Annotated in this window: 21 protein-coding genes and 1 tRNA gene; 15 read left to right on the top strand and 7 right to left on the bottom strand. The window is 71.5% G+C overall.

The window, feature by feature from the left end:
* The first annotated feature begins 373 nt into the window (after positions 1 to 373).
* Both VFZ92_RS16410 and VFZ92_RS16405 read left to right on the top strand, forming a co-directional pair.
* Complete coding sequence (locus tag VFZ92_RS16410; RefSeq protein WP_330876799.1) at positions 374 to 2125, top strand: S8 family serine peptidase; 1752 nt, start codon at positions 374 to 376, stop codon at positions 2123 to 2125.
* A gap of 57 nt (positions 2126 to 2182) precedes the next feature.
* Complete coding sequence (locus VFZ92_RS16405) at positions 2183 to 2785, top strand: hypothetical protein (RefSeq protein WP_330876798.1); 603 nt, start codon at positions 2183 to 2185, stop codon at positions 2783 to 2785.
* Positions 2786 to 2831: 46 nt separating this feature from the next.
* Here the strand turns inward: VFZ92_RS16405 and VFZ92_RS16400 are convergent, their stop codons facing one another.
* Together VFZ92_RS16400 and VFZ92_RS16395 are read right to left on the bottom strand one after the other, a co-directional pair.
* Complete coding sequence (locus tag VFZ92_RS16400) at positions 2832 to 5798, bottom strand: glycine--tRNA ligase (RefSeq protein WP_330876812.1); 2967 nt, start codon at positions 5796 to 5798, stop codon at positions 2832 to 2834.
* 301 nt (positions 5799 to 6099) lie between these two features.
* Positions 6100 to 6372: a hypothetical protein gene (locus VFZ92_RS16395; protein ID WP_330876797.1), complete on the bottom strand. Its 273-nt coding sequence runs from the start codon at positions 6370 to 6372 to the stop codon at positions 6100 to 6102.
* 19 nt (positions 6373 to 6391) lie between these two features.
* Here VFZ92_RS16395 and VFZ92_RS16390 point away from each other — a divergent pair, with 19 nt between their 5' ends.
* The 4 genes from VFZ92_RS16390 (at position 6392) to VFZ92_RS16375 (ending at position 10736) form a co-directional block, all read left to right on the top strand.
* The gene (locus VFZ92_RS16390; RefSeq protein ID WP_330876796.1) at positions 6392 to 7828 is read left to right on the top strand and encodes an LCP family protein; all 1437 of its coding nucleotides are present in this window, start codon (positions 6392 to 6394) and stop codon (positions 7826 to 7828) included.
* A gap of 382 nt (positions 7829 to 8210) precedes the next feature.
* Positions 8211 to 8693, top strand: a complete 483-nt coding sequence (locus tag VFZ92_RS16385; RefSeq protein WP_330876795.1) for a helix-turn-helix transcriptional regulator — start codon at positions 8211 to 8213, stop codon at positions 8691 to 8693.
* A 146-nt stretch (positions 8694 to 8839) separates the two neighbouring features.
* Positions 8840 to 10021, top strand: a complete 1182-nt coding sequence (locus tag VFZ92_RS16380; protein WP_330876794.1) for a MurT ligase domain-containing protein — start codon at positions 8840 to 8842, stop codon at positions 10019 to 10021.
* Positions 10014 to 10736: a glutamine amidotransferase gene (locus VFZ92_RS16375; protein ID WP_330876793.1), complete on the top strand. Its 723-nt coding sequence runs from the start codon at positions 10014 to 10016 to the stop codon at positions 10734 to 10736. Before VFZ92_RS16380 ends, VFZ92_RS16375 begins: the two co-directional genes overlap by 8 nt.
* Before the next feature lie 53 nt (positions 10737 to 10789).
* Here the strand turns inward: VFZ92_RS16375 and VFZ92_RS16370 are convergent, their stop codons facing one another.
* On the bottom strand, positions 10790 to 12271 hold the full coding sequence (locus VFZ92_RS16370) for an NAD(P)/FAD-dependent oxidoreductase (protein WP_330876792.1): 1482 nt from the start codon (positions 12269 to 12271) through the stop codon (positions 10790 to 10792).
* Between the two features lie 115 nt (positions 12272 to 12386).
* On the opposite strand from VFZ92_RS16370, the gene VFZ92_RS16365 reads away from it, so the two are divergent.
* On the top strand, positions 12387 to 12965 hold the full coding sequence (locus VFZ92_RS16365) for a TetR/AcrR family transcriptional regulator (protein ID WP_330876811.1): 579 nt from the start codon (positions 12387 to 12389) through the stop codon (positions 12963 to 12965).
* Here the strand turns inward: VFZ92_RS16365 and VFZ92_RS16360 are convergent.
* A complete protein-coding gene (locus VFZ92_RS16360) occupies positions 12955 to 13989 on the bottom strand; it encodes a zinc-binding dehydrogenase (protein ID WP_330876791.1) in 1035 nt (344 codons plus the stop codon). The genes VFZ92_RS16365 and VFZ92_RS16360 overlap by 11 nt on opposite strands.
* A 193-nt stretch (positions 13990 to 14182) precedes the next feature.
* Here VFZ92_RS16360 and VFZ92_RS16355 point away from each other — a divergent pair, with 193 nt between their 5' ends.
* The 5 genes from VFZ92_RS16355 (at position 14183) to VFZ92_RS16335 (ending at position 17609) form a co-directional block, all read left to right on the top strand.
* Entirely contained in the window at positions 14183 to 14797 is a 615-nt protein-coding gene (locus VFZ92_RS16355) for a TetR/AcrR family transcriptional regulator (RefSeq protein ID WP_330876790.1), read from the top strand.
* Positions 14798 to 14939: 142 nt separating this feature from the next.
* Positions 14940 to 15590 (top strand): Crp/Fnr family transcriptional regulator, encoded by a 651-nt coding sequence (locus VFZ92_RS16350; protein WP_330876789.1) that lies wholly within the window; start codon positions 14940 to 14942, stop codon positions 15588 to 15590.
* Positions 15591 to 15733: 143 nt separating this feature from the next.
* A complete protein-coding gene (locus tag VFZ92_RS16345; protein WP_330876788.1) occupies positions 15734 to 16360 on the top strand; it encodes a Crp/Fnr family transcriptional regulator in 627 nt (208 codons plus the stop codon).
* 122 nt (positions 16361 to 16482) lie between these two features.
* Entirely contained in the window at positions 16483 to 17064 is a 582-nt protein-coding gene (locus tag VFZ92_RS16340; RefSeq protein ID WP_330876787.1) for a hypothetical protein, read from the top strand.
* Positions 17065 to 17069: 5 nt separating this feature from the next.
* Positions 17070 to 17609: a hypothetical protein gene (locus VFZ92_RS16335; RefSeq protein ID WP_330876786.1), complete on the top strand. Its 540-nt coding sequence runs from the start codon at positions 17070 to 17072 to the stop codon at positions 17607 to 17609.
* 39 nt (positions 17610 to 17648) lie between these two features.
* Here the strand turns inward: VFZ92_RS16335 and VFZ92_RS16330 are convergent, their stop codons facing one another.
* A complete protein-coding gene (locus VFZ92_RS16330; RefSeq protein WP_330876785.1) occupies positions 17649 to 17870 on the bottom strand; it encodes a DUF3618 domain-containing protein in 222 nt (73 codons plus the stop codon).
* Between the two features lie 82 nt (positions 17871 to 17952).
* On the opposite strand from VFZ92_RS16330, the gene VFZ92_RS16325 reads away from it, so the two are divergent.
* From VFZ92_RS16325 to VFZ92_RS16315, 3 genes are all read left to right on the top strand, one after another.
* Positions 17953 to 18026 (top strand) — tRNA-Leu (locus VFZ92_RS16325).
* 94 nt (positions 18027 to 18120) lie between these two features.
* A complete protein-coding gene (locus VFZ92_RS16320) occupies positions 18121 to 18438 on the top strand; it encodes a hypothetical protein (protein ID WP_330876784.1) in 318 nt (105 codons plus the stop codon).
* Positions 18439 to 18678: 240 nt separating this feature from the next.
* Positions 18679 to 19632 carry an endonuclease/exonuclease/phosphatase family protein gene (locus tag VFZ92_RS16315; RefSeq protein WP_330876783.1) on the top strand — a complete coding sequence of 318 codons (954 nt, stop codon included), beginning with the start codon at positions 18679 to 18681 and terminating at the stop codon, positions 19630 to 19632.
* Here the strand turns inward: VFZ92_RS16315 and VFZ92_RS16310 are convergent.
* Both VFZ92_RS16310 and VFZ92_RS16305 read right to left on the bottom strand, forming a co-directional pair.
* Entirely contained in the window at positions 19629 to 20384 is a 756-nt protein-coding gene (locus VFZ92_RS16310; RefSeq protein ID WP_330876782.1) for an ABC transporter permease, read from the bottom strand. The two genes, VFZ92_RS16315 and VFZ92_RS16310, sit on opposite strands and share 4 nt — an antisense overlap.
* Positions 20381 to 21337: an ATP-binding cassette domain-containing protein gene (locus tag VFZ92_RS16305; RefSeq protein ID WP_414719910.1), complete on the bottom strand. Its 957-nt coding sequence runs from the start codon at positions 21335 to 21337 to the stop codon at positions 20381 to 20383. The genes VFZ92_RS16310 and VFZ92_RS16305 overlap by 4 nt, the downstream gene beginning before the upstream one ends.
* Positions 21338 to 21369: the final 32 nt, after the last annotated feature.

Raw genomic sequence — 21369 nt, 5'->3', positions numbered from 1 at the left:
AAGACCGCATGAGGCCGCACGTGCAAGTCTTCGCATTCGCCAGTCCCTTGCAACTGAAGTCGTCTGTGACCCCAAATATGAGAATGCGAAAGTTCATACCGCCGGAGGTGCTTTCGTCAAGTCTCACGTGCGCACAGGTGGGAAAGAAGCACATCTTGACGGGCGGTCTGAACCTTTTTCGCGACGGCCGCGCAGCGCTTTCCCCGGAAGCGCCATCACGGAGCGCACGTGAACGACTACTTTTCGTTTCTTCGGTGTTTCGAGAAGACCCCTACCAACGGCGCTGACGCGGGCCGCACATGTGTGTCAGGGTGTCGCCCTTGACGAGGGGTCGGGGACCTCGTCGCGGTTCGGGTGTGAGGAGACAACACAGGTGAGAACAAGGAAGATCGTTCCTTCGGCGCTGGTGGTGGCCACCACGGTGGTCCTGCTGGCCGCGGGGACGCACACGGCGGGCGGGGCCCCCGCCGCGGCCGTCCAGCAGGGCACCACCGACTACACGGTGATCCTGGAGGACGGGCGCAACCGCGACATGGCGATCGGGGACATCCGCGCCGCGGGCGGCGAGGTCACCCGCGTGAACGACGCCGTGGGCGTGCTGACGGTGAAGGCCCCGGCGTCCGGGTTCATCGAGCGGGTGTCGGCCTCCGACTCCGTGCTCGGCGCGGCCCACGTGAAGCCGGTCGGCCACTCCCCGGCGCAGCCGAAGGTCACGCGGGAGCAGGTGAAGCGCGCCGAGGTCGAGTCCGAGAACAGGACCACGACGCCGAACGCCTCCCCGAAGAAGAACGGCGCGAACACGGCAGGCCTCGACCCGCTCGACGGCGACCTGTGGGGCCTCAAGATGGTCCGCTCGGACATCGCGCGCGCCAAGCAGGCCGGTGACAAGCGCGTCTACGTCGGCATCCTGGACACCGGTGTCGACGGCACCCACCCGGACATCGCGCCGAACTTCAACGACGCGCTGTCGCGCAACTTCACGATCGACATCCCGAACGACTCCGACGGCGGCGAGTTCGACGGCCCGTGCGAGTTCCGCGGCTGCGTCGACCCCGCCAACCACGACGACGGCGGCCACGGCACGCACGTCGCGGGCACGATCGGCGCGGCGGCGAACGGCTTCGGCGTCTCCGGTGTGGCCCCCAACGTGTCGCTGGTCAACATCCGCGGCGGCCAGGACGCGGGCTCGTTCTTCCTCCAGCCCGTCGTCGACGCGCTCACCTACGGCGCCGACATCGGCCTCGACGTGATCAACATGTCGTTCTACGTCGACCCCTGGTACATGAACTGCGCGGCGAACCCGGCCGACAGCGCCGAGGAGCAGATCGAGCAGAAGGCGATCATCGCCGCCGTGCAGCGCGCGCTCGGTTACGCGCACCGCAAGGGCGTCACGCTGATCGGCGCGGGCGGCAACAACCACGAGGACCTCGGCAAGCCCCGCACCGACGTGGCGAGCCCGAACTACCCGCCCGGCCACGCCCGCGACCGCGTGATCGACAACGCCACCTGCCTCAACCTGCCGACCGAGGGCGACCACGTCATCTCCGTGTCCGCGCTCGGCCCGTCGACCGCCAAGGCCGACTACTCCAACTACGGCCTGGAGCAGGCCTCCGTGGCCGCCCCCGGCGGGTACTTCCGCGACGGCCTCGGCACCGACTGGTACCGGACCAACGAGAACCTGGTCCTGTCGACGTACCCGCGCAACGTGGCGCTGGCCGACGGCGCGATCGACGCCGCGGGCGAGATCACGGCCGCCGGTGTCACCGCGGGCGTCAAGAAGGCCTGCGAGGACACCACCTGCGGCTACTACCAGTTCCTCCAGGGCACCTCGATGGCCGCCCCGCACGCGGCCGGCGTCGCGGCGCTCATCGTCAGCCAGTACGGCAAGCGGGACGCCAAGCACCCCGGCACCCTGACCCTGGCGCCCGCCAAGGTGGAGAAGGTCCTCACCAGGACCGCCACCGCCCGCGCGTGCCCGGCCCCCAGGACCGTGTCGTACGTGCCGGTCGGCCGCTCGGCCGAGTTCGACGCCACCTGCGAGGGTGACACCAGGTTCAACGGCTTCTACGGCTACGGCATCGTGGACGCCTACGGCGCGGTCACCCGCGGCGGCAACTTCCTCTAGTCCGCTCCACCGCGAAGGGCCCCCGGTGCGCCGGGGGCCCTTTCGTAAACTCCGGCCGTGGCGAAATCAGCAGCTCAGAAGAGGCGGCGCAAGCAGCGGCGGCAGGTGCAGGCGCGGAACGCCCGGCCTTGCACGCCGCGACGGCAGCCTCGGCAGACGTGGTCCGCGGGCAAGGTGACGCTCTGGACGACCCTGGGCGTCTTCGCGTTCATCGGGCTGGTGCCCGCGTTCTGGTACTGGATCGCGCCCGCGATCAGCGACCTCGTCGACCCGGTGCCGGTGCTGGCGGTCATCGCGGGCTGGCTGCCCGTGGGCGGGTTCGTGGCCGCGGTCGGGTTCTTCCTGGTCATCCGCGACGAGCTGCTGCCGAGGACGCGGGTCCGGCTGGCGTGGGTGCTCGGGGTGTGGGGCGTGTCGGCGCTGGCCACGATGCCGATCGACGTCAACTCGCCGCCGCTGGACCACGGCTACCACACCGGCCTCCAGGTGGGCTTCCTCGGCACGCTCGCGGGAGCCGTCCTGGTGCCGGTGGGCGTGTACGCGCTGTGGAAGCCGTTCAACCGGCGCGAGGAGCCCACGACGGCCGTCTGGGGCTGCGCGTTCGCCGTCTTCGCCGTCGCCCTGCTGCTGCTCGCGGCGGCCCTGTCCTGGCTGCCCTAGGTCCCTGGTGCGCGTCACGGCGCGACGCGCACCAGGGCCTGCGTGGTCAGGCCAGCGCGGTGCCCAGCGCCTGCCAGTCGAGCACCGGCGCGGCGTGGTCGCGGATCGACGCCAGCAACCCGAGCCTGGCCGCCTTCACGGCCGGGTCCTCCGCCATGACCAGCACCTCGTCGAAGAAGGTGTTGATCGGGGCGGTGAGCACGGCCGTGGCGGCGGCGAACGCCGCCAGGCCGTCCGGGCGCTCGCCGAGACCGGAGAACGCCCGGTGCAGGGCCACCTCGGCGGGCTCGGTCAACGCCGAGGCGTCGTAGCCCGCGGCGGTGCCGGCGGGCACGATCCGGCGCACGCGCTGGAGCGCCGCGACGAGCTCCCCGAACGACGGGTCGGTGGCCAGCTCGGTGAGCTGCGCCAGCGTCTCGTCGGCGACCGCGGGGGCGTCGGCGAGCGGCAGGACCGCGTTGACGAACCGGTGGTCGTGACCGGCGTCGAGCACGGCCTGCTCGTAGCGGCGGACGGCGAACTCGCGGGCCGCCGCGACGGTCTCCTCCGGCACGTCCAGGCCGAGCTGGGCGCGGGCCGCGGACAGCGCGACGGGCAGCGTGATCGCCCGCAGCCCCTGGAACGCCCGCAGGATGCTCACGGCGCCGAGCGCGGCCCGGCGGAGCCCGAACGGGTCGGAGCTGCCGGTCGGGTTGGCCCCGATACCGAACAGGCCCGCGAGCAGGTCGAACCGGTCGGCCAGCGCGAGCAGCGCGCCGGGCGTCGAAGCGGGCAGCGGGTCACCGGCGGACCGGGGCTGCTCCATCTCGAACAGCGCCTGGGCGACCTCGTCGGTCTCCCCCGCGCGCCGGGCGTACTCGCGGGCCATCGTCCCCGCGAGGCTGGACAGCTCGATGACCATCTGCGAGCCGAGGTCGAACTTCGCCAGGTCGCCCGCGCGCTTGAGGGTCGCCTCGCCGCCACCGAGGTCGACGTGACCGGCGAGCGTGGCCGCCAGCGAGGCGATCCGCTCGGCGCGGTCGGCCACGGAGCCGAGCTTGTCGGCGAACGTCAGCTTCGCCAGGCCCGCCTTCATGTCCTCCAGGGGCGTCTTGAGGTCGGCGCGCCAGAAGAACGCGGCGTCCTCGTACCGGGCGCGCAGCACCGCCTCGTTGCCGGACCGCACGCGGTCGACGTCGATCGTGCCGTTGGCGACGGCGACGAAGTGCGGCAGCAGCTCGCCGTCGGCTCCGCGCACCGGCAGGTAGCGCTGGTGCTTGCGCATGACCGTGGTCAGGATCTCGCCCGGCAGTTCGAGGTAGCGCTCCTCGAAGCCGCCGAGGATGGGCGTCGGCCGCTCGACCAGGTTCGTCACCTCGGCCAGCACGCCGGCCTCGGCGGTGAGGTCGACCGTGCCGCCGACGGACGCCGCCAGCTCGGTCGCCGCGGCGACGATCGCGGCCCGGCGGACGGACGCGTCGGCGTCGATGCCGTGGCCCGCGAGGAACTCCAGGTAGCCGTCGGCACCGGTCACGGCCACCTCGGGCTCGGCGGCCGTGCGGTGCACGCGGGTGGTCGTGCCCGCCTGGAGCGTGGACACGGCGACCGGCACCGGGGTCTCGCCGAGCAGCGCGAGCAGCCAGCGGATCGGGCGGGTGAACGACAGCTTCGGGTCGTTCCACTTCATGTTCTTCTCGGACCGCAGCTCGGCCACGACCTCGGCCAGCAGCCCGCTGAGCACCTCGACGGCACCGCGGCCGGTCTCGGTCTTGACCAGCGCGACGTGCTCGACGCCGTTCTCGGTCACCCGGCCCAGCTCGGACAGCTCGACCTTCTGGCCGCGGGCGAAGCCCTGCACGGCCTTGGTGGGCTCGCCGTTCGCGTCGAACGCCGCGGCCACCTTCGGCCCGCGCACGGTGCGCTCGGCGTCCGGCTCGCGCGGGGTCACGTCGGCGACCAGCACGACCACGCGGCGCGGGGTGCCGTGCACCTCGACGGCGCCGTGGGTCAGGCGGGTGGCGGCCAGCTTGTCCTCCACGGCCGCGCGGACGGCGGCGACCGTGCGGGTCACCTCGGCGGGCGGCAGCTCCTCCGTGCCGATCTCGAACAGCAGCGTCGCGGGCTCGGTGACGGTGGCGAACGCCGTCGGCGCGGTGGCGGGGGCGGGCGTCTCGGCGACGCCCAGCGGGTGCCCCAGCTCGGCGCGGCGCTCGGCCCACAGGCCGGAGACCTCGCGGGCCAGGCCGCGCATCCGGGCGAACGCGCGGGCCCGCTCGGTGGTGCTGATCGCGCCGCGCGAGTCGAGCACGTTGAAGGTGTGCGAGCACTTCAGCACGTAGGTGTGCGCGGGCACCGGCAGGCGCAGGTCGAGCAGGCGCTTGGCCTCGGTGGCGTACTCCTCGAAGAGGCGCTTGTTGGCCTCGACGTCGGCGTCGTCCAGGTAGTACCGGCTCATCTCGTACTCGGCCTGGCCGAAGGCCTCGCCGTAGGAGATGCCGGGCGCGTAGGCGATCTTCTTGAAGTGGTCGACGCCCTGGAGCGCCATCATGATCCGCTCGATGCCGTACGTGACCTCGACGGACACCGGCTCCAGCGTCTGGCCGCCCGCCTGCTGGAAGTAGGTGAACTGGGTGATCTCCAACCCGTCCAGCCACACCTCCCAGCCCAGGCCCCAGGCGCCGAGCGCGGGCGAGGCCCAGTTGTCCTCGACGAAGCGGACGTCGTGCGCCCGGATGTCGATGCCCAGGGCCTCCAGGCTGCCCAGGTACAGCTCCTGGGGGTTGCCGGGGTCGGGCTTGAGGATCACCTGGAACTGGGTGTGCGTCTGGAGGCGGTTCGGGTTCTCGCCGTAGCGCGCGTCGTCGGGGCGCACGCTGGGCTCGACGTAGGCCACCCGCCACGGCTCGGGACCGAGCACCCGCAGCACCGTCGCCGGGTTGAGCGTGCCCGCACCGACCTCGGTGTTGAAGGGCTGCACGACGATGCAGCCGCGATCGGTCCAGTACTTGGTCAGCGCCAGGAGCGCGTCCTGCATGGTCAGCACGGTGACAACCTTGGATGGGGGGTGTGGGGCCGGTCGCAGTCTACGAAAGACGGGGCACGGGCGACTGCGCTGGTCAGGTAGCCGACCGACCCGTATCACCACGGTCGTCACCCGCCTGTGTCACCCTTTGCGCAACCTCGCGGACCGTACGGGCGTCCTATGTGGCGTAGCCGTGCGACCGTTGGAGCAGCGCTCACGAGTAGGAGACGGGTGTGGACAAGCGGCCGCCGCGGCCAGGTGACGGGGGCGACCCCCGCGACCGATCCGTGCCTCCTCGTCGACCCGCCGCAGGTCAGCCCGGCCGCCCCCAGGGCAGGGCCGGTCGGCCCGGCCCGGCTCGCCGCCAGCCGCCGCCCGCCCGGCGCGAACCCGCCGACCCACCGCCCGCGCGCGGCGAGCCCGCGAGCCGGGTCGAGCCGCCGCGCCGCAAGCCCGTCTCGGCCACGGCGCCGACCGAACGCGTGGAGCCCGCGCGCCCGGCCCGGTCCGCCCCCGCACGCACGCCGCGCCCCCCGGTCCGCCGCACCGCGCCCCCGAGCAGGGCGGCGAGCGGAGCGTCGGTCACCGGCAAGGCGATCCTGTCGATGCTGTCGGTGGTCGTCCTGCTCGGCACCGGCTACGCGTGGCAGAACCTGAAGTCGTTCACCGACAACCTGACGACCACGGACGTCATCGGCGAAGGCGCGGGCGGCGAGAAGCCCGCCGACGGCGCGATCGACATCCTGATGGTCGGCATGGACAGCCGCACCGACGCCAGGGGCAACCCGCTGCCGCAGCAGATCCTGGACGAGTTGCAGGCGGGCGGCACCGACGACGGCGGGTTGAACACGGACACGCTGATCCTCATGCACATCCCGAACGACGGGAAGAAGGCCGTCGCGATGTCGTTCCCCCGCGACTCCTACGTGAAGATCGCGAACGGCTACGGCAAGCACAAGATCAACTCGGCGTTCTCCTACGGCATGAACGACGCCGCGGCCGAGCTGACGGAGAAGGGCGGCCTCGACGCCGCCCAGATCACGGTCCAGTCCAAGAAGGAGGGCGCGAAGAACCTCATCGCGACCGTCCAGGACCTCACCGGCGTCACCATCGACCACTACGCCGAGATCAACCTCGTCGGGTTCTACGAGATCACCAAGGCCATCGGCGGCGTCGACGTGTGCCTCACCGAGGCCACCCAGGACGACTTCTCCGGCGCGGACTTCGCGGCGGGCCCGCAGACCATCGAGGGCAAGGCCGCGCTGGCGTTCGTCCGGCAGCGGCACGGCCTGCTGCGCGGCGACCTCGACCGGGTCGTGCGCCAGCAGGTCTTCATGGCGGGCCTGGCGAAGAAGATGCTGTCGGCGGGCGTGCTGTCGGACCAGACCAAGACGAAGAACCTGATCGACGCGGTCACCAAGTCCATCGTGCTCGACCAGGACTGGGACATCCTGAACTTCGCCAACCAGATGAAGAGCCTGTCCGGCGGCGCGATGGAGTTCCAGACCATCCCGACCGGCAACCCCGAGCTGGAGACGCCGGAGGACGGCCAGGCCATCGAGATCGACGAGGCCGAGGTCAAACGCTTCGTCAAGGGCCTGACCGAGGAGCCCAAGCCCTCCGGCACGCCCTCGACGCCTGCCACGCCGTTCGACAACGGCACCCTGACCGTGGAGGTCCGCAACGCCTCCGGCGTGCCGGGACTGGCCGGTCAGGTGCTGGAGGCGCTGACGGCGAAGGGGTTCGTGCCGGGCGGCGCGGCCAACGCGGAGTCCAACGCGAAGTCCTCCGTCGTGCGGTTCGGCAAGGGCGGCGACGAGGGCGCGGCGGCGGTCGCCACCGCGCTGGGCGGCGACGTGGAGACCGAGCAGGACAACAACATCCAGGCGGGCTACGTGCGGGTGTTCGTCGGGTCCGACTACTCGGGGCCGGGCGCCCAGAACTTCGCCGGTGGAGCGGGGATCGGGCTCGACGGGGCTCGGCGGCAGCAGCCGTCCGGCGAGGCGCCGATCACGGCCGACGGCGTCCGCTGCGTGAACTGACCCGGCCGGGGGCGGGATGACGACCCCCGACAGCCGGCGCCGGTCCGACGGGGAGCCCCCGCGGTCGGCGCCGGTCGGTTATTCGACCCCAAACGGGCAGCAGCGGTCACGGGGGACGACCGGCCGGGCAGCCGGGGAACGGCCGCCGAACGTGGGCCGGGGCACACCGCCGACCGGCCCAGCGGGACTGCTCGCAGCAGTTCCGGACGTCGAACGGGCATCGTCGCCACGACCGCACGAAACACCAAAGGACTACTGACGGTACTACTCGGTTAGCCCGATCGGGCGATAAACCGGGCAAGTCACGTAATCAACGCACTTATTCGACCTTTCCTCTGCGTTGGGGCCGAACACCCCACGTGAACGGGTGGAGGAAGTGACGGTGCAGATCGACACAGCGGCGTACCAGCGCGTGCTCGGCGATGAACTCCGCAGCCTTCGCAAGCAGCGCGGATGGACTCGCAAGGAGTTGAACAGCCGGCTCCAGAGCGAGATCTCGCTCCAGACGCTGGCGACCTACGAGCTGGGCACCCGCCAGGTGTCCGTCGTGCGGCTGGTCGAGATCTGCGCGGCGCTGGCCGTGCCCGCGCACGAGGTGCTGGCGCGCGTGCACGAACGCGTGTTCGGGGACGCGCCCACGGGACACCTGTCGCTGAACCTCGTCGCCGTGGTCGCCGACGAACGCCCGGAGCTGCTGCCGCTGCGGCGCTGGGCGCAGGGGCGGCTGCACGCGCTGCCGCTGGGGCAGCCCCCGCAGGTGCACCTCGACCTGCCCGCGCTGGAGTACATGGCGCAGTTGTGCCAGCTCAGCACGGTCGAGCTGATCCGGGCGCTGCGCGATCTGGGCGGGACCGCGCGGAGGTAGGCGGGCGTCCCGCTAGACTCGCCGCCGTGACCAGGGGCGCGCCCGTTCCAAATGCAGGAAGTCGCTTGCCTAACAACGCTAACGAAGATCCAGCCTCCCCAGCCCGTCTGCCGTTGCGGACCGCGGCTGCCGTGCGCTTGGGCAACATGAGTTCGAAGCTGTCCCAGAAGATGGGGCTCGGCGCAGGCGGCATGATCGGTGGCCGGGTGGCGTTGAAGCTGGACCCGCAGGCGCTCCGGCGCCTGACGTCCGGCAGGCGGGTCGCCCTGGTGACCGGCACCAACGGCAAGACCACCAGCACCATGATGCTCAGCCGAGCCGTGACCGCGCTCGGCGAGGTGGCCACCAACCACAGCGGTGCCAACATGCCCGACGGGCACGTGACCGCGCTGAGCAAGCAGCCCGACGCGCCGTACGCGGTGCTGGAGGTCGACGAGGGGTACTTCCCCGCCGTCGCCGCGGCGGCCCAGCCGGACGTCGTGGTGCTGCTGAACCTGAGCCGCGACCAGTTGGACCGCGTCGGCGAGGTGCGCACGATCGAGCGCTCCCTGCGCGACGTGATCTCCAAGCTGCGCTGCACGGTGATCGCGAACTGCGACGACATCATGGTGACGTCGGCGGCCAAGGACGCCCACCGCGTCGTCTGGGTCGCCACCGGCACCGGCTGGCACCACGACTCGGCGTCGTGCCCCCGGTGCGGCGAGCCGATCCGCTGGCAGGGCGAGCACTGGACGTGCAGCACCTGCGACCTGGCCCGGCCCAAGCCGGACTGGGTGACCACGGACGGCTTCCTGATCGCGCCGAACGCCAGCAAGGTCGCGCTCCAGCTCCGCCTGCCCGGCAAGTTCAACCAGGCGAACGCGGTGATGGCCACGGCCGCCGCCGCGACGATGGGTGTGCAGATCGAGGAGGCCGTCCGCCGCCTGCGGGGCGTCTCCAACGTCGCGGGCCGGTACCGGACGATCCAGCGCAGCGGGCACACCGCCAGGCTGCTGCTGTCGAAGAACCCGGCGGGCTGGAGCGAGACGCTGACGGTGGTCAAGGAGTCCGACCACCCCGCCGTGCTCGTGATCAACGCCAACGAGGCCGACGGCCGCGACCTGTCGTGGCTGTGGGACGTCCCGTTCGAGCGGCTGCGCGGCCGGACCGTCATCGCCTCCGGCGAGCGGGCCACCGACCTCGCGGTGCGCCTGACCTACGCCGAGGTGGAACACCAGATCGTGCCCGACCCCCTGCTGGCCATCGACGCGCTCCCCAAGGGGGCGGTCGAGGTGATCGCGAACTACACGGCCTTCCGCGACCTGAACGCGAGGTCCGCCAGTGAGTGACTCCGCTGTTCGGATCGCCCTGGTCCTGCCCGACCTGCTGGGCACGTACGGGGACTTCGGCAACGCCGTGGTCCTCGACAAGCGCCTGGCGTGGCGCGGCATCTCCTCGGAGATCGTGTCGGTCAACTTCGGCGAGGCCGTGCCGGACTCCTGCGACATCTACGTCGTCGGCGGTGGCGAGGACACGGCGCAGACGCTGGCCGTGCGCCACCTGCGCGACAACCCCGGCCTCCAGCGCGCCGCCGCGCGCGGGGCCGTGGTGCTGGGCGTGTGCGCCGGGATCCAGATCTTCGGCGAGAAGTTCACCCGCGCCGACGACGTGACCCACCCAGGGCTCGGGCTGATCGACTCCGTGTCGTACGCGGGCGGCTCCCGCGCCATCGGCGAGGTGCTCGCCAAGCCGGCCAACGGGTTGTTCGAGGGGTTCCTCACGGGCTTCGAGAACCACCAGGGCCGCACGGAACTCGGTCCGGCCGCCCAGCCGCTGGCGCACGTGACCGTGGGCACCGGCAACGACGGGAAGGTGGAGGGGGCGGTGCAGGGCAAGATCCTGTGCACGTACCTCCACGGGCCCGTGCTGCCGCGCAACCCGCAGATCGCCGACCTGCTGATCGAGTGGGCCACCGGGGTCAAGCCCGCCCCGCTGGACCTGCCCGCCGTCACCCGGCTGCGGGCGGAGCGGTCCAAGGCCGCCGGGCAGCGCGTCGAAGCCTGAGCTCTCGCGCGGGAGGGGGCGTGTCCACACCGGACACGCCCCCTCCCGCCGTCTCACACGCGTACGCGGGCCCTGGTCGACAGCACGAAGTCGTCGGCCCGCACCTTCCTGGTGCGCATCCAGTAGCGCCAGGTGAAACCGGGCCAGATGGTCCGGTTCACGCCCTGCGCGTCCAGGTACCAGCTCCGGCAGCCGCCCTCGGTCCACACGCCGCGGCTCAGCTTCCGCTGGATCTCCTCGTTGAACCGCCGCTGGACCTCGGGCCGGACCTCCAGCTCGTCGGCCCGGTCCAGCATCCCCAGGCACTGCGAGACGTACTTGATCTGCGACTCGGCCATGAACACGACGGAGTTGTGCCCCAGCCCCGTGTTCGGCCCGAGCAGGAAGAAGAAGTTCGGGAACCCGGCGACGGTGATCCCGAAGTGGCTCTGGATGCCCTGCTCCTGCCACTCCTTCGCCAGGTCCCGGCCGTCCTTGCCGGTGATCGACAGGTAGCCGAACGCGTCGATCACGTGGAACCCGGTCCCGTAGATGATCGCGTCCACCTCGTGCTCGACCCCGGCGGTGTCGACGACGGAGTTCTCCCGCACCTCGGCGATCCCGTCGGTGACCAGGTCGACGTTGGGCCTGGACAGGGTCGGGTAGTAGTCGTTGGAGATCAGCACCCGCTTGCACCCCATCGTGTAGTCCGGGGTGAGCTTCTCCCGCAGGGCGCGGTCGGGGACCTGGTGGGCCATGTGCCGCTTGGCGATCCCCTGCGCCAGCTTCATGATCTTCGGGTTCACCGCGAAGCCCAGCGCGGTCGACTCCCGCGTCCAGTAGACGAGGTCGCGGTACAGCCGCTGCGCGAACGGGACCCGCTTGAACACCCGGTGCTCGCGCTCGCCGATGGGCCGGTCGGCCTTCGGCATGATCCACGGCGGCGTCCGCTGGAAGATCTCCAGCGACTCCACCTGATCGGCGATCTTGGGCACGAACTGGATCGCGCTGGCGCCGGTCCCGACCACGGCGACCCTCTTGCCTGCCAGGTCGTAGGACTGGTCCCAGCGCGCCGAGTGGAACACCGCGCCGCGGAAGCGCTCCACGCCGGGCAGCGTCGGCACGTTGGGGACGTGCAGCGCGCCCACGCCCATCACCAGCGCCTTGGCCGTGTACGTGTCGCCGGTGCCCGTGGAGACGTGCCAGGTCTTCGCGTCCTCGTCCCAGCGCGCGCCGGTGAACTCGGTGTTGAACCGGATGTGGGGGCGCAGGCCGTACTTGTCCGCGACGCCCTGGAGGTAGGCCCAGATCTCCGGCTGCTCGGCGAACGCCCGCGACCAGTTCGGGTTCAGCTCGAAGGAGTACGAGTACATGTGGGACTGCACGTCGCACGCGCAGCCGGGGTACCGGTTGTCGCGCCAGGTGCCGCCGAGGTCGGACGCCTTCTCCAGGACGACGAAGTCGTGCCTGCCCGTGCGCTTGAGTTCGATCGCCATGCCCAGCCCCGAAAAGCCCGTGCCGACGATCAGGGTTTCGGTCTCCCGGTGCGTGCCCATCAGTGCGCAACCTCCGCGGTCCGACTATGTACTCGCCGGTAGGTTACTCGAAGTAAGTTACTAGCGGTAGTACCCTTCGGGGGTGACCAGCACCCAGCCCGTGCGCAGGCGTCGCATGCCCAAGGCGGAGCGCAAGGCCCAGATGCTCGACGTGGCCGAGGTGGTGTTCGCCGAGCAGGGCTACCTGGCCACCTCCATGGACGAGATCGCGGAGCGCGTGGGCGTCTCGAAGCCCATGCTCTACGAGTACTTCGGCTCCAAGGAAGGCCTGCTGATCGGCTGCATCCAGCGGGCGCGGGCCGAGCTGCGGACGAAGACCGAGAACGCCATCGTCGGCGCCGCGGACCCGGAGGACCTGCTGCGCAAGGGCCTGCTGGCGTTCTTCGAGTTCATCGTCGACCACCGCCAGTCCTGGGCGCTGCTGCGGCAGGAGGCCGCGATCACCGTGCCGTCGGCCGAGGAGGAGATCGAGGGCATCCGGACCCAGCAGACCGCGCTGATCAGCGCGGTGATCGCCGGGTTCTCGCCCGACCTCGAACCGCTGGAGGCCGAGGCGTTCGCGGAGATCGTCGTCGGGTCGTGCGAGCGGCTCGCGCTGTGGTGCGAGCGCAGGCCCGAGGTGGGGCCCGCGCTCGCCACCGACTACGTGATGACCGTGGTGTGGCGGGGCGTGGCGTCGCGCCTCACGGCTTGAGGACCACCTTCAGCGCCTTGCGGTCCTCCATCGCCCGGTAGGCGTCGGCGACCTCCTCCAGCGGCACCGCGCGGTCGAACACCGGGGACGGGTCCAGCCGACCGGCCAGCACGTCCGCCAGCAGCTCCGGCAGGTACTGGCGGACCGGGGCGACCCCGCCGCTCACGCCGACGTTGCGGCCGAACAGGTCCTTCAGCGACAGGCCTTCCGGGCCGTGCGGCACGCCCACGTACCCGACGCGCCCCCCGTCGCGCACGACGCCGAGCGCGGTCTCCCACGACTGCGCGGTGCCCACGCACTCCAGCACGGCCGACGCGCCGAGGCCGCCGGTCAGCTCGCGGACCCGTTCCACCGCCGCCCCGCCGCGCTCGGACACCTGGTCGGTGGCGCCGAACAGCCTGGCGACGGCGGCGCGGTCCTCGTGGCGCCCCAGGGCGATGACGCGCTCCGCACCCAGCCGGGAGGCGGCCAGGACGCCGCACAGGCCCACCGCGCCGTCGCCGACCACGGCGACGACCGAGCCCGGCACGACCCCGGCGGCGAGCGCGGCGTGGTGGCCGGTGCCCATCACGTCCGACAGCGAGAGGAACGCGGGCAGCAGCGCCGCGTCGGCGTCCCCCGGCACCCGCACCAGGGTGCCGTCGGCCTGCGGGACGCGGACCGCCTCGCCCTGGCCGCCGTCGTGCCCCCGCTGCCCCCAGATGCCCCCGTTGGGGCACGAGGTCTGCACGCCGGCCGCGCAGTACGCGCAGGTGCCGTCGCTCCAGGTGAACGGGGCGATGACCCGGTCCCCGACGCGCACGGACGCGACCTCGGAGCCGACGTCGACCACCTCGCCGACGAACTCGTGCCCGATCCGCTGGCCGGGCTGCCGCTCGGACACGCCGCGGTACGCCCAGAGGTCGCTGCCGCAGACGCAGGCCAGCTCGACCCGGACCACGGCGTCGGTCGGCTCGGCCAGCGCGGCGTCGGGCACGTCTTCCACCCGGATGTCACCGGGTCCGTGGATGGTGGTCGCTCGCACCGCTCCCCCTCGTGTCGCCGTCTCCGTTCGAGTCCATCCTGACCCCTCCGAAGGGTTCACGCCCAGGTGACCCGCTTTTACGAATCACATTCGTGTTCGGGTTTTGTTCGGAGTGCGGGAGGTGCACCTGGAACGGGAAGAACACGCCTAGGATGTTTCAACCGTGCCCGTGCAGGAGAAAGGTGGCGTGGTTTTGGCCACACCGGCGTTCAGCGAAGAATCCCGCTCACCCCAGCGCGGAAGGCCGCGTGACGCGAGCCGGGACGACGCCCTGCGCCAAGCCGCGCTGGAGGTCATGGCGGAGGTCGGCTACCGCGCGCTGACGATGGACGCCGTCGCCGCCAGGGCCCGCGCGGGCAAGGCGACGATCTACCGGCGCTGGGAGTCCAAACTGGACCTGGTGATCGACACCTGCACCCAGCTCGCGAGCCAGAACCTCGCCGCGCCCGACACCGGGTCGCTGGCCGAGGACCTGCGCGAGTTCCTCAGCTCGTTCGCCGCATTCCTGTCGGGCCCCATCGGCAAGGCGGCGCAGGCCCTCGTCGGCGAACTCCCGCACGAACCGGAACTCGCGACGGCATTTCGGGAAACGTTCCTCATTTCCCAGCGCGACGTGCTGCGAGGAATTCTGGAACACGCCCTCGAACGCGGAGAAATTCGACCCCACGCCCCGCTCGGCCTGACCGTCGAACTCGCGGGCGCCGCGCTGATCTACCGGCTCATGCTCACCGGCGACCCGTTGGACCAGCCGTTCGTGGACAAGGTCGTGGACCAGGTCCTGCTCCCACTGGTCGGCAAGCAAAACTGATCAGGGCAGCACTATTGCGGACACGGCGGGGCGTATTCGACAGTATTGTCGGGAACATCAGCCAATAGTGTCGCGCAATTGGGAGGCTGCCATAGTCCAGCCACAGCAGCGACGTACGCCCGCTTGGCCGAAGGCGACGCTGTTGGGCCAGTTGCGCCCGCCCACCCGCGACAGGCTGCTGGCGCTGGGCACGACCGTGGCCTACCGCGACGGCGACGTGATCCTCACCCACGGCGAACCCGGCGACAACGTGGTGCTGCTGCTCACCAGCGCGGTCAAGGTCGTGGTCCACAGCGAGCACGGGCCGACGGCGCTGCTGGCGATCCGGATCCGCGGCGACCTCGTCGGCGAGCAGTCCGTGATCGACCGGAAGACGCGCTCCGCGAGCGTGATCGCCTGCGGGGACGTGCTGGCCCAGTCCATCGGCCGCGGCGAGTTCGAGGCGTTCCTCAAGCGCACGCCGGACGCCGACCAGCAGCTGCGCAGCATGATGAGCGAACGCCTGCGGTGGGCCGACCAGCGGCGGGTGGACTTCCTCGCGCTCAAGGCGCACGCCAGGGTCGCCCGCGTGCTGGTGGAGGTCGCCAAGACGTGCGGCTGGGAGCACGAGGAGACGTGGGAGATCACCATCCCGCTCACCCAGGAGGAGCTGGGGTCGCTCGCGAGCATCGCCAGGCGCACGGTCGAGCAGCAGATGCGCAAGCTGCTGGAGGCCGGTCTCGTGCGGACCGCGTACCGCAAGACGTCGCTGCTGAACATGGCCGAGTTGCAACGCGTGGCCGATTCGCGCTGAGCACTATTGCGGACACGTCCTGCCGCATTCCACAGTAGTCTCGAAATCGCTCGCCCAATTGCGCAGCGAAAGGGGGGACGGCCATAGTCCAGCAGCCACACGGCCGTACCCCCGATTGGCCGAAGACGACATTGCTGGGCAGGTTGAGCAACGAAAGCCGGGCGCAGTTGCTGAAATTGGGCACCGCGCGCACCTACGAGAACGACAAACGGATCTTGGAGCAGGGGGCCTCCAACGACCACGTGGTCGTCGTGCTGCGGGGAACGGTCAAGGTGGTCGCCTACAGCGAGTACGGTCCGACGCTGCTGGCGATCCGGGTCCGCGGCGACCTCGTCGGCGAGCAGGCGGGCATCGACAAGAACCCGAGGTCCGCGAGCGTCATCGCCTGCGGCGAGGTGCTGGTCCGCACCATCGCCCTCAACGAGCTGAAGCGCGTGCCGGAGGTCGACGTCCAGGTGCAGCGCATGGTGAGCGAGCGCTGGCGGTCCTCCGACCAGCTCAGGGTCGACTTCTTCGGCCGCAACGCCCGTGCGAAGCTGGCCAGGGTGCTGATCGAGATCGCCACGATGGGCGGTTGGGAAGCGGAACCGCGGTGGGAGCTGAAGATCCCCCTGAAGCGGGCGGAACTGGGGTCGCTGGCCTCCATGCCGCCCAGCACGGCCGACAAGCAGATGCGGCAGCTGATCGTCGACGGACTGGTGGCCGCCGAGCAGCAGCGGATCACCCTGCTCGACACCGAAGCCCTGCGGCTCATAGCAGATTCCCACTGATCCCGTCCCGCCAAAGTGCGGGTAAAGGTTTGTCCGGGTCGGCGACAGTGGTCGCGTCAGCTCAAGCAGCCCGGCGCGCTCCGGCGCACCGGGCCTCGTGTCGAAGGAGATCGCGTCTCTCCATGGACGAAAACCCGACTCACCACTCGTTCGTCATCGCCGACATCGAAGGGTACGGACGGCGTTCCGACGAGGACCAGAGATGGCTGCGCAACGAGCTCTACTGGGTTTTGCAGACGTCGCTGGCGAAGGCGGACGTCCCGTTCACGCCGAGCCTCACCCAGGACCGCGGCGACAGCGTCATCCTGCTGGTGCCGGGCACCGCGCCGAAGCGCAACATCGGCGACGCCCTGGTCCAGCACCTCGACCGGGAGCTGACCAGACACGCCCGCCGCAGCAGCGAGCCCGCGAGGATGCGGCTGCGGCTGGCCCTGCACGCGGGCGAGGTCGCGCGGGACGGGCGGGGCTGGATCGGCCGGGACCTCAACACCGCGTGCAGGCTCGCCGACCTCCCGTCCGCGCGGGAGGCGCTGGCCGCGGAGCCCGACGCGAACCTGGTCGTCGTCGTGTCCGACGTGTGGTTCCGCACCGTCGTCCGCCCGGACCCCGTCCTGGTGGACCACTTCGAGTTCCGGAGGGTGCCGTTCGTGGTGAAGGAGATCGACGACCACGCCTGGATCCACGTGCCCCGGCGGTCCTCGTGAAGGTCGTGCGACGGGCCAGACCCGACCTGGGCGCCCGCCGCGCACCCGTCGTGAAGTCGGTGCGGAGCAGGCGCGACGACGTGGGGGAGGCGCGGTTCGTCATCGCCCAGTTCAGCGGGTGGGTCGCGAACGCCGACACGAAGGCGGGGCTGCTGGCGACCGCGACCATCTTCCTCGGCACGACGCTCGTCGGTCAGCGCTCGGCGGTCCGCGCCTCGTTCTCGCCGTCGACCTGGCAGGAGTGGGTGCGGGCGGTGCTGATCACCGGGGCGCTGGTGGCCGTGCCGGTCGCCGTGGTCGCGCTGACGGCGACGCTCCGGCCGCGGGTCCTGGGCAACACCGGCTCGCGCTACTCGTGGCCGTTCGTCGCCACCACGCCCGTGCGCGAGCTGGCCAGGAGCAATCGGACGGCCGACGAGGCCTGGCTGGCCGCGCACAACCTGGCCGTGATCGTGCGCAGGAAGTACCGCTGGCTCACGCTCGCGCTGGTCGCCTGGGCGATCGGCGCGCTCAGCCTGTTCACCTGGTTCCTGCTCACGCCGTAGAGCGGTCCAGCGGGCCGGGCGGCCCGCTGGACCAGCAGGTCAGCGGAACAGCTTGCGCACGACCAGCAGCCCGACGACGACGCCCACCGCGATGAGCGCGTAGCGGACCTTCGGGTCGTCGAACCTGGCGCGCACGCTGGCCTTGCCCTCATCGACGAAGCGCTGGGGGTTGGCCCTCGTGCCCAGCTCGTCCAGCGTCGTGGCCAGCGCGTCGCGTGCCTGCTCGATCTCACGCTGGATGGTGTCGGGGTCGCGAGCCACATGTCCTCCTGTCAGCGGTGCCCTGGGGCTTGCCCCACCGTAGTTGGTCAGCGGCCGGGGCGTGTCGATAGGCTTGCCGAAGGGGGCCGTAGCCCAATTGGCAGAGGCACACGGTTTAGGTCCGTGCCAGTGAGAGTTCGAGTCTCTCCGGCCCCATCCCCGGCACCCCGCCCCCGGTTCCCCGGCGGGCGGGGCAGCCGCTCGGCGCGCGACGCGCTCGGAGCACCCAGGCCGAGTCGGAGGACACCACGTGAGCCCCTCGCTGCACGACACGCTCGCCGGGCCCGCGGCCGACGCCCGAGCCCGCTTCGCCAGGGACGACAACGGCTACCTCCAGGGCTCGACCGTCGTGCACGCGGTCCGCCTCCAGGACTGGCTGGGCGTTTCCGTCCCCGGCCCCGGCTGCCACGTCGGCACCGGCGGCTGGGACTTCACCCGCTTCAAGCCGACCCGCTCGCCCGTGGACTGCGGCCGGTGCGCGAAGTCCGGGATGCGCGGCACCGCGGAGGACGGCGACCGACCGGGCCAGCTCGCCCTGGACCTGGACTCGGGTCCCCCGAAGGTGTGACGGGGCCGACTCTTCCGCGGTAACCCCCGCGACAGCACTTCGGCCCTTCGTCCCCCTGGGGTGCTCGCCGACCGGAGAGGGCCTCCAGCTCGACCGAGCACCGCGGCACCGTGCGGATACCCTCCTCGGAGTGCCGCGCCAGGCCCCTCCGCGACTGCCCAGCGGTGAAGGCGGTGTCCACCCGCGCCGGCACGGCCAGGACGTCGCCGTCGAGAGTCGGCCTGTGGAACCGGAGAACCCGTGGCCGTCACCGACCCTCCCCGACGGCGCGCGCGCTCGGTCGTGCTCGGCGCGTGCGCGGTGGTGCTGGCGGGTGTCGCCGCGCTGCTGCTCGTGCGCGCCACCGGGCTGGACGCGGGCACGGTGTTCTCGGCCGTGGTGGTCGGCGTGCCGTACGCCGCCGTGGTGACGGCCGTGGTGGCGGTGGTCCTCGCGGTGGCGGGGGCGCGGTGGCCGGGCGGGATCGCGCTCGTGCTGCTGGTCGTCCAGGTCGTGTGGCTGGCGCCCCGCTTCACCTCCGACGGGGTCGAGGTGCCCGCCGACGCGCCGCGGCTGCGGGTGGCCACGATCAACGCGCACCTCGGCGGCGTGGACCCGCGCGCGCTGGTCGACTTCGTGCGCGCGGAGCGCGTGGACGTGCTGGCGGTGGAGGAACTGCCGCCCGAGGCGATCCCCGCGCTGGACGACGCGGGCCTGCGGGAGCTGATGCCCCACCGGGAACTGCGGCCGAGGGACGACTCGTCGCTCTACTCGCGACTGCCGTTCACGGCGAGCGGTCCGCTGGCCGCGCCGACGACGTGGCCGCAGACGACCGCCACCGTCGACGTGAACGGGCGGGCCGTCCGGTTCGTCGCCGTGCACACGTACTACCCGACGGGCGATCCCGGCCTGTGGGCCGCGGACCTGACGGCGTTGCGGGCCTCGGCCGGTGAGGACTCCGTGCTGCTCGGCGACTTCAACGCCACCCTCGACCACGCGCTGATGCGGGACCTGCTGTCGGCGGGCCTGGTCGACGCCCACGCCGAACTCGGGAACGGCTGGGCTCCGACCTGGCCCGCCGACAGCGTGCTGCCGCCGGTGGTGCAGCTGGACCACGTGCTGCACGGCCGGGGGCTGGCGGCCGTCAGGACGGACGAGCGGACCCTGCCCGGCTCCGACCACCGGCTGGTCTTCGCGGAACTGGCCCTGCTCTAGTCGCCGGTGAACCGCATCGCGCGAGCGCCGACGAGCACCCCGGCCACCGCGAAGGCGACCGCGCTGAGGACGCCGTGGAGCACGGCCGTCCCGGAGAGCTGTCCGGCGAACAGCGCCCGTTCGGCCTCGACGACGTAGGTCAGCGGGTTGACCCGCGACAGCGCGCGCATCCACGCGGGCGCCCCGTCGAGCGGCAGGAGCACGCCGGAGAGCATGAGCAGCGGGAACACCAGGGTCTGCTGGACGAGGTAGAACAGCGACTCCTGCTTGCGGGCGAGGACCGCGAGCGCGCAGGAGAACGCGCCGAGCCCGACGCCGATGACGGCCAGCAGCAGCAACGCGACCAGCGCGCCGACGAGGTGCAGCTCGAAGCCCAACGGCAGCACCACGAGGACGATCAGCACGGACTGCGCGACCAGCAGCACGACCTCCTTGGCCGTTCGCCCCACCAGCATCGCCGACCGGCTGACCGGCGTGACGAGCATCCGGTCGAGCGAGCCGCCGGTCATCTCGGTCATCAGCATGTATCCGGCGGACACCGTGCCGCCCAGGCCCAGCATGATCAGCATCCCCGGCACGAACCACTGCCAGGCCGCGCCGTCGCCGCCCCACGAGATCCCGGACAGCAACGAGCCGAACAGGACCAGGAACACCACCGGCTGGGCCATGCCGAACACGATCCCGGCGGGGTTGCGCAGGTTGGGCCGCACCTCCCTGGCGAACACGATCCCGGTCTCGGTCGCGAACCTCATGCGGGAACCCCTTCCGCCTCGCGCAGGCTGCGCCCGGTGAGGGCGAGGAACACGTCGTCGAGCGTGGGCCGCAGGACCTCGGCGGTCCACACGTCCACCGTGGCGGCGTCGAGCGCGCGCAGCAGCACGGGCAGCGCGGCGGCGCCGTCGGGCACCCTCAGCCGGAGCGCGTCGCCGTCGGTCACCACGTCCCGCACCAGCGGGATCCGGTCGGCGATCCGCGCTGCCCTGGCCGGGTTGTCGGTCCGGACGACCAGGTGGTCACCCGCCAGGTCGGCCTTCAGCCGCTCGGCCGTGCCGTCGGCGATGACCCGTCCGTGGTCGATCACCACGACCCGTTCCGCCTTGGTGTCGGCCTCCTCCAGGTAGTGGGTGGTGAGGAAGACGGTCGTGCCGAACCGGTCGCGCAGCCGCAGGACGTGCTCCCACAGGTTCGCCCGGTTCTGCGGGTCCAGCCCGGACGACGGCTCGTCCAGGAACAGCAGGTCCGGCTGGTGGACCAGGCCGAGCGCGATGTCGAGCCGCCGCCGCTGCCCACCGGACAGCGACCCCGCGTCCCGGTCGGCCAGGTCCTCCAGCTCCATCGTGCCGAGCAGTTCGTCCGCGCGCCGCCGCGATTCCGCCGCGCCGAACCCGTAGCAGCGGCCCTGGGTCACCAGCTCGTCGCGAACCCGGAAGTAGTGCCCGGCGCCGTTGCCCTGGCCCACGTAGCCGATGCGCCTGCGCACGGCGGCGGGGTCGGCCCGAACGTCGTGCCCCGCGATCCGGGCCTCGCCCGAAGTCGGCCGGAGCAATGTCGTCAACATCCGGAGCGACGTCGACTTGCCCGCACCGTTGGGCCCGAGGAACGCGACCAGCTCCCCTTTCCCCACATCGAGATCAAGCCCTCTCACCGCCTCCACGATCCGTCTTTTGACCTTGAAATGCCTGGTCAACCCCCGTGTGTGAATCAACGAACCCTCCTGGTTCCGGGCATGCGCCAGCC

The organism is Umezawaea sp., from assembly GCF_036375055.1.
Taxonomy (GTDB): domain Bacteria; phylum Actinomycetota; class Actinomycetes; order Mycobacteriales; family Pseudonocardiaceae; genus Umezawaea.
This window is presented reverse-complemented; position numbering and strand designations above follow the sequence as displayed.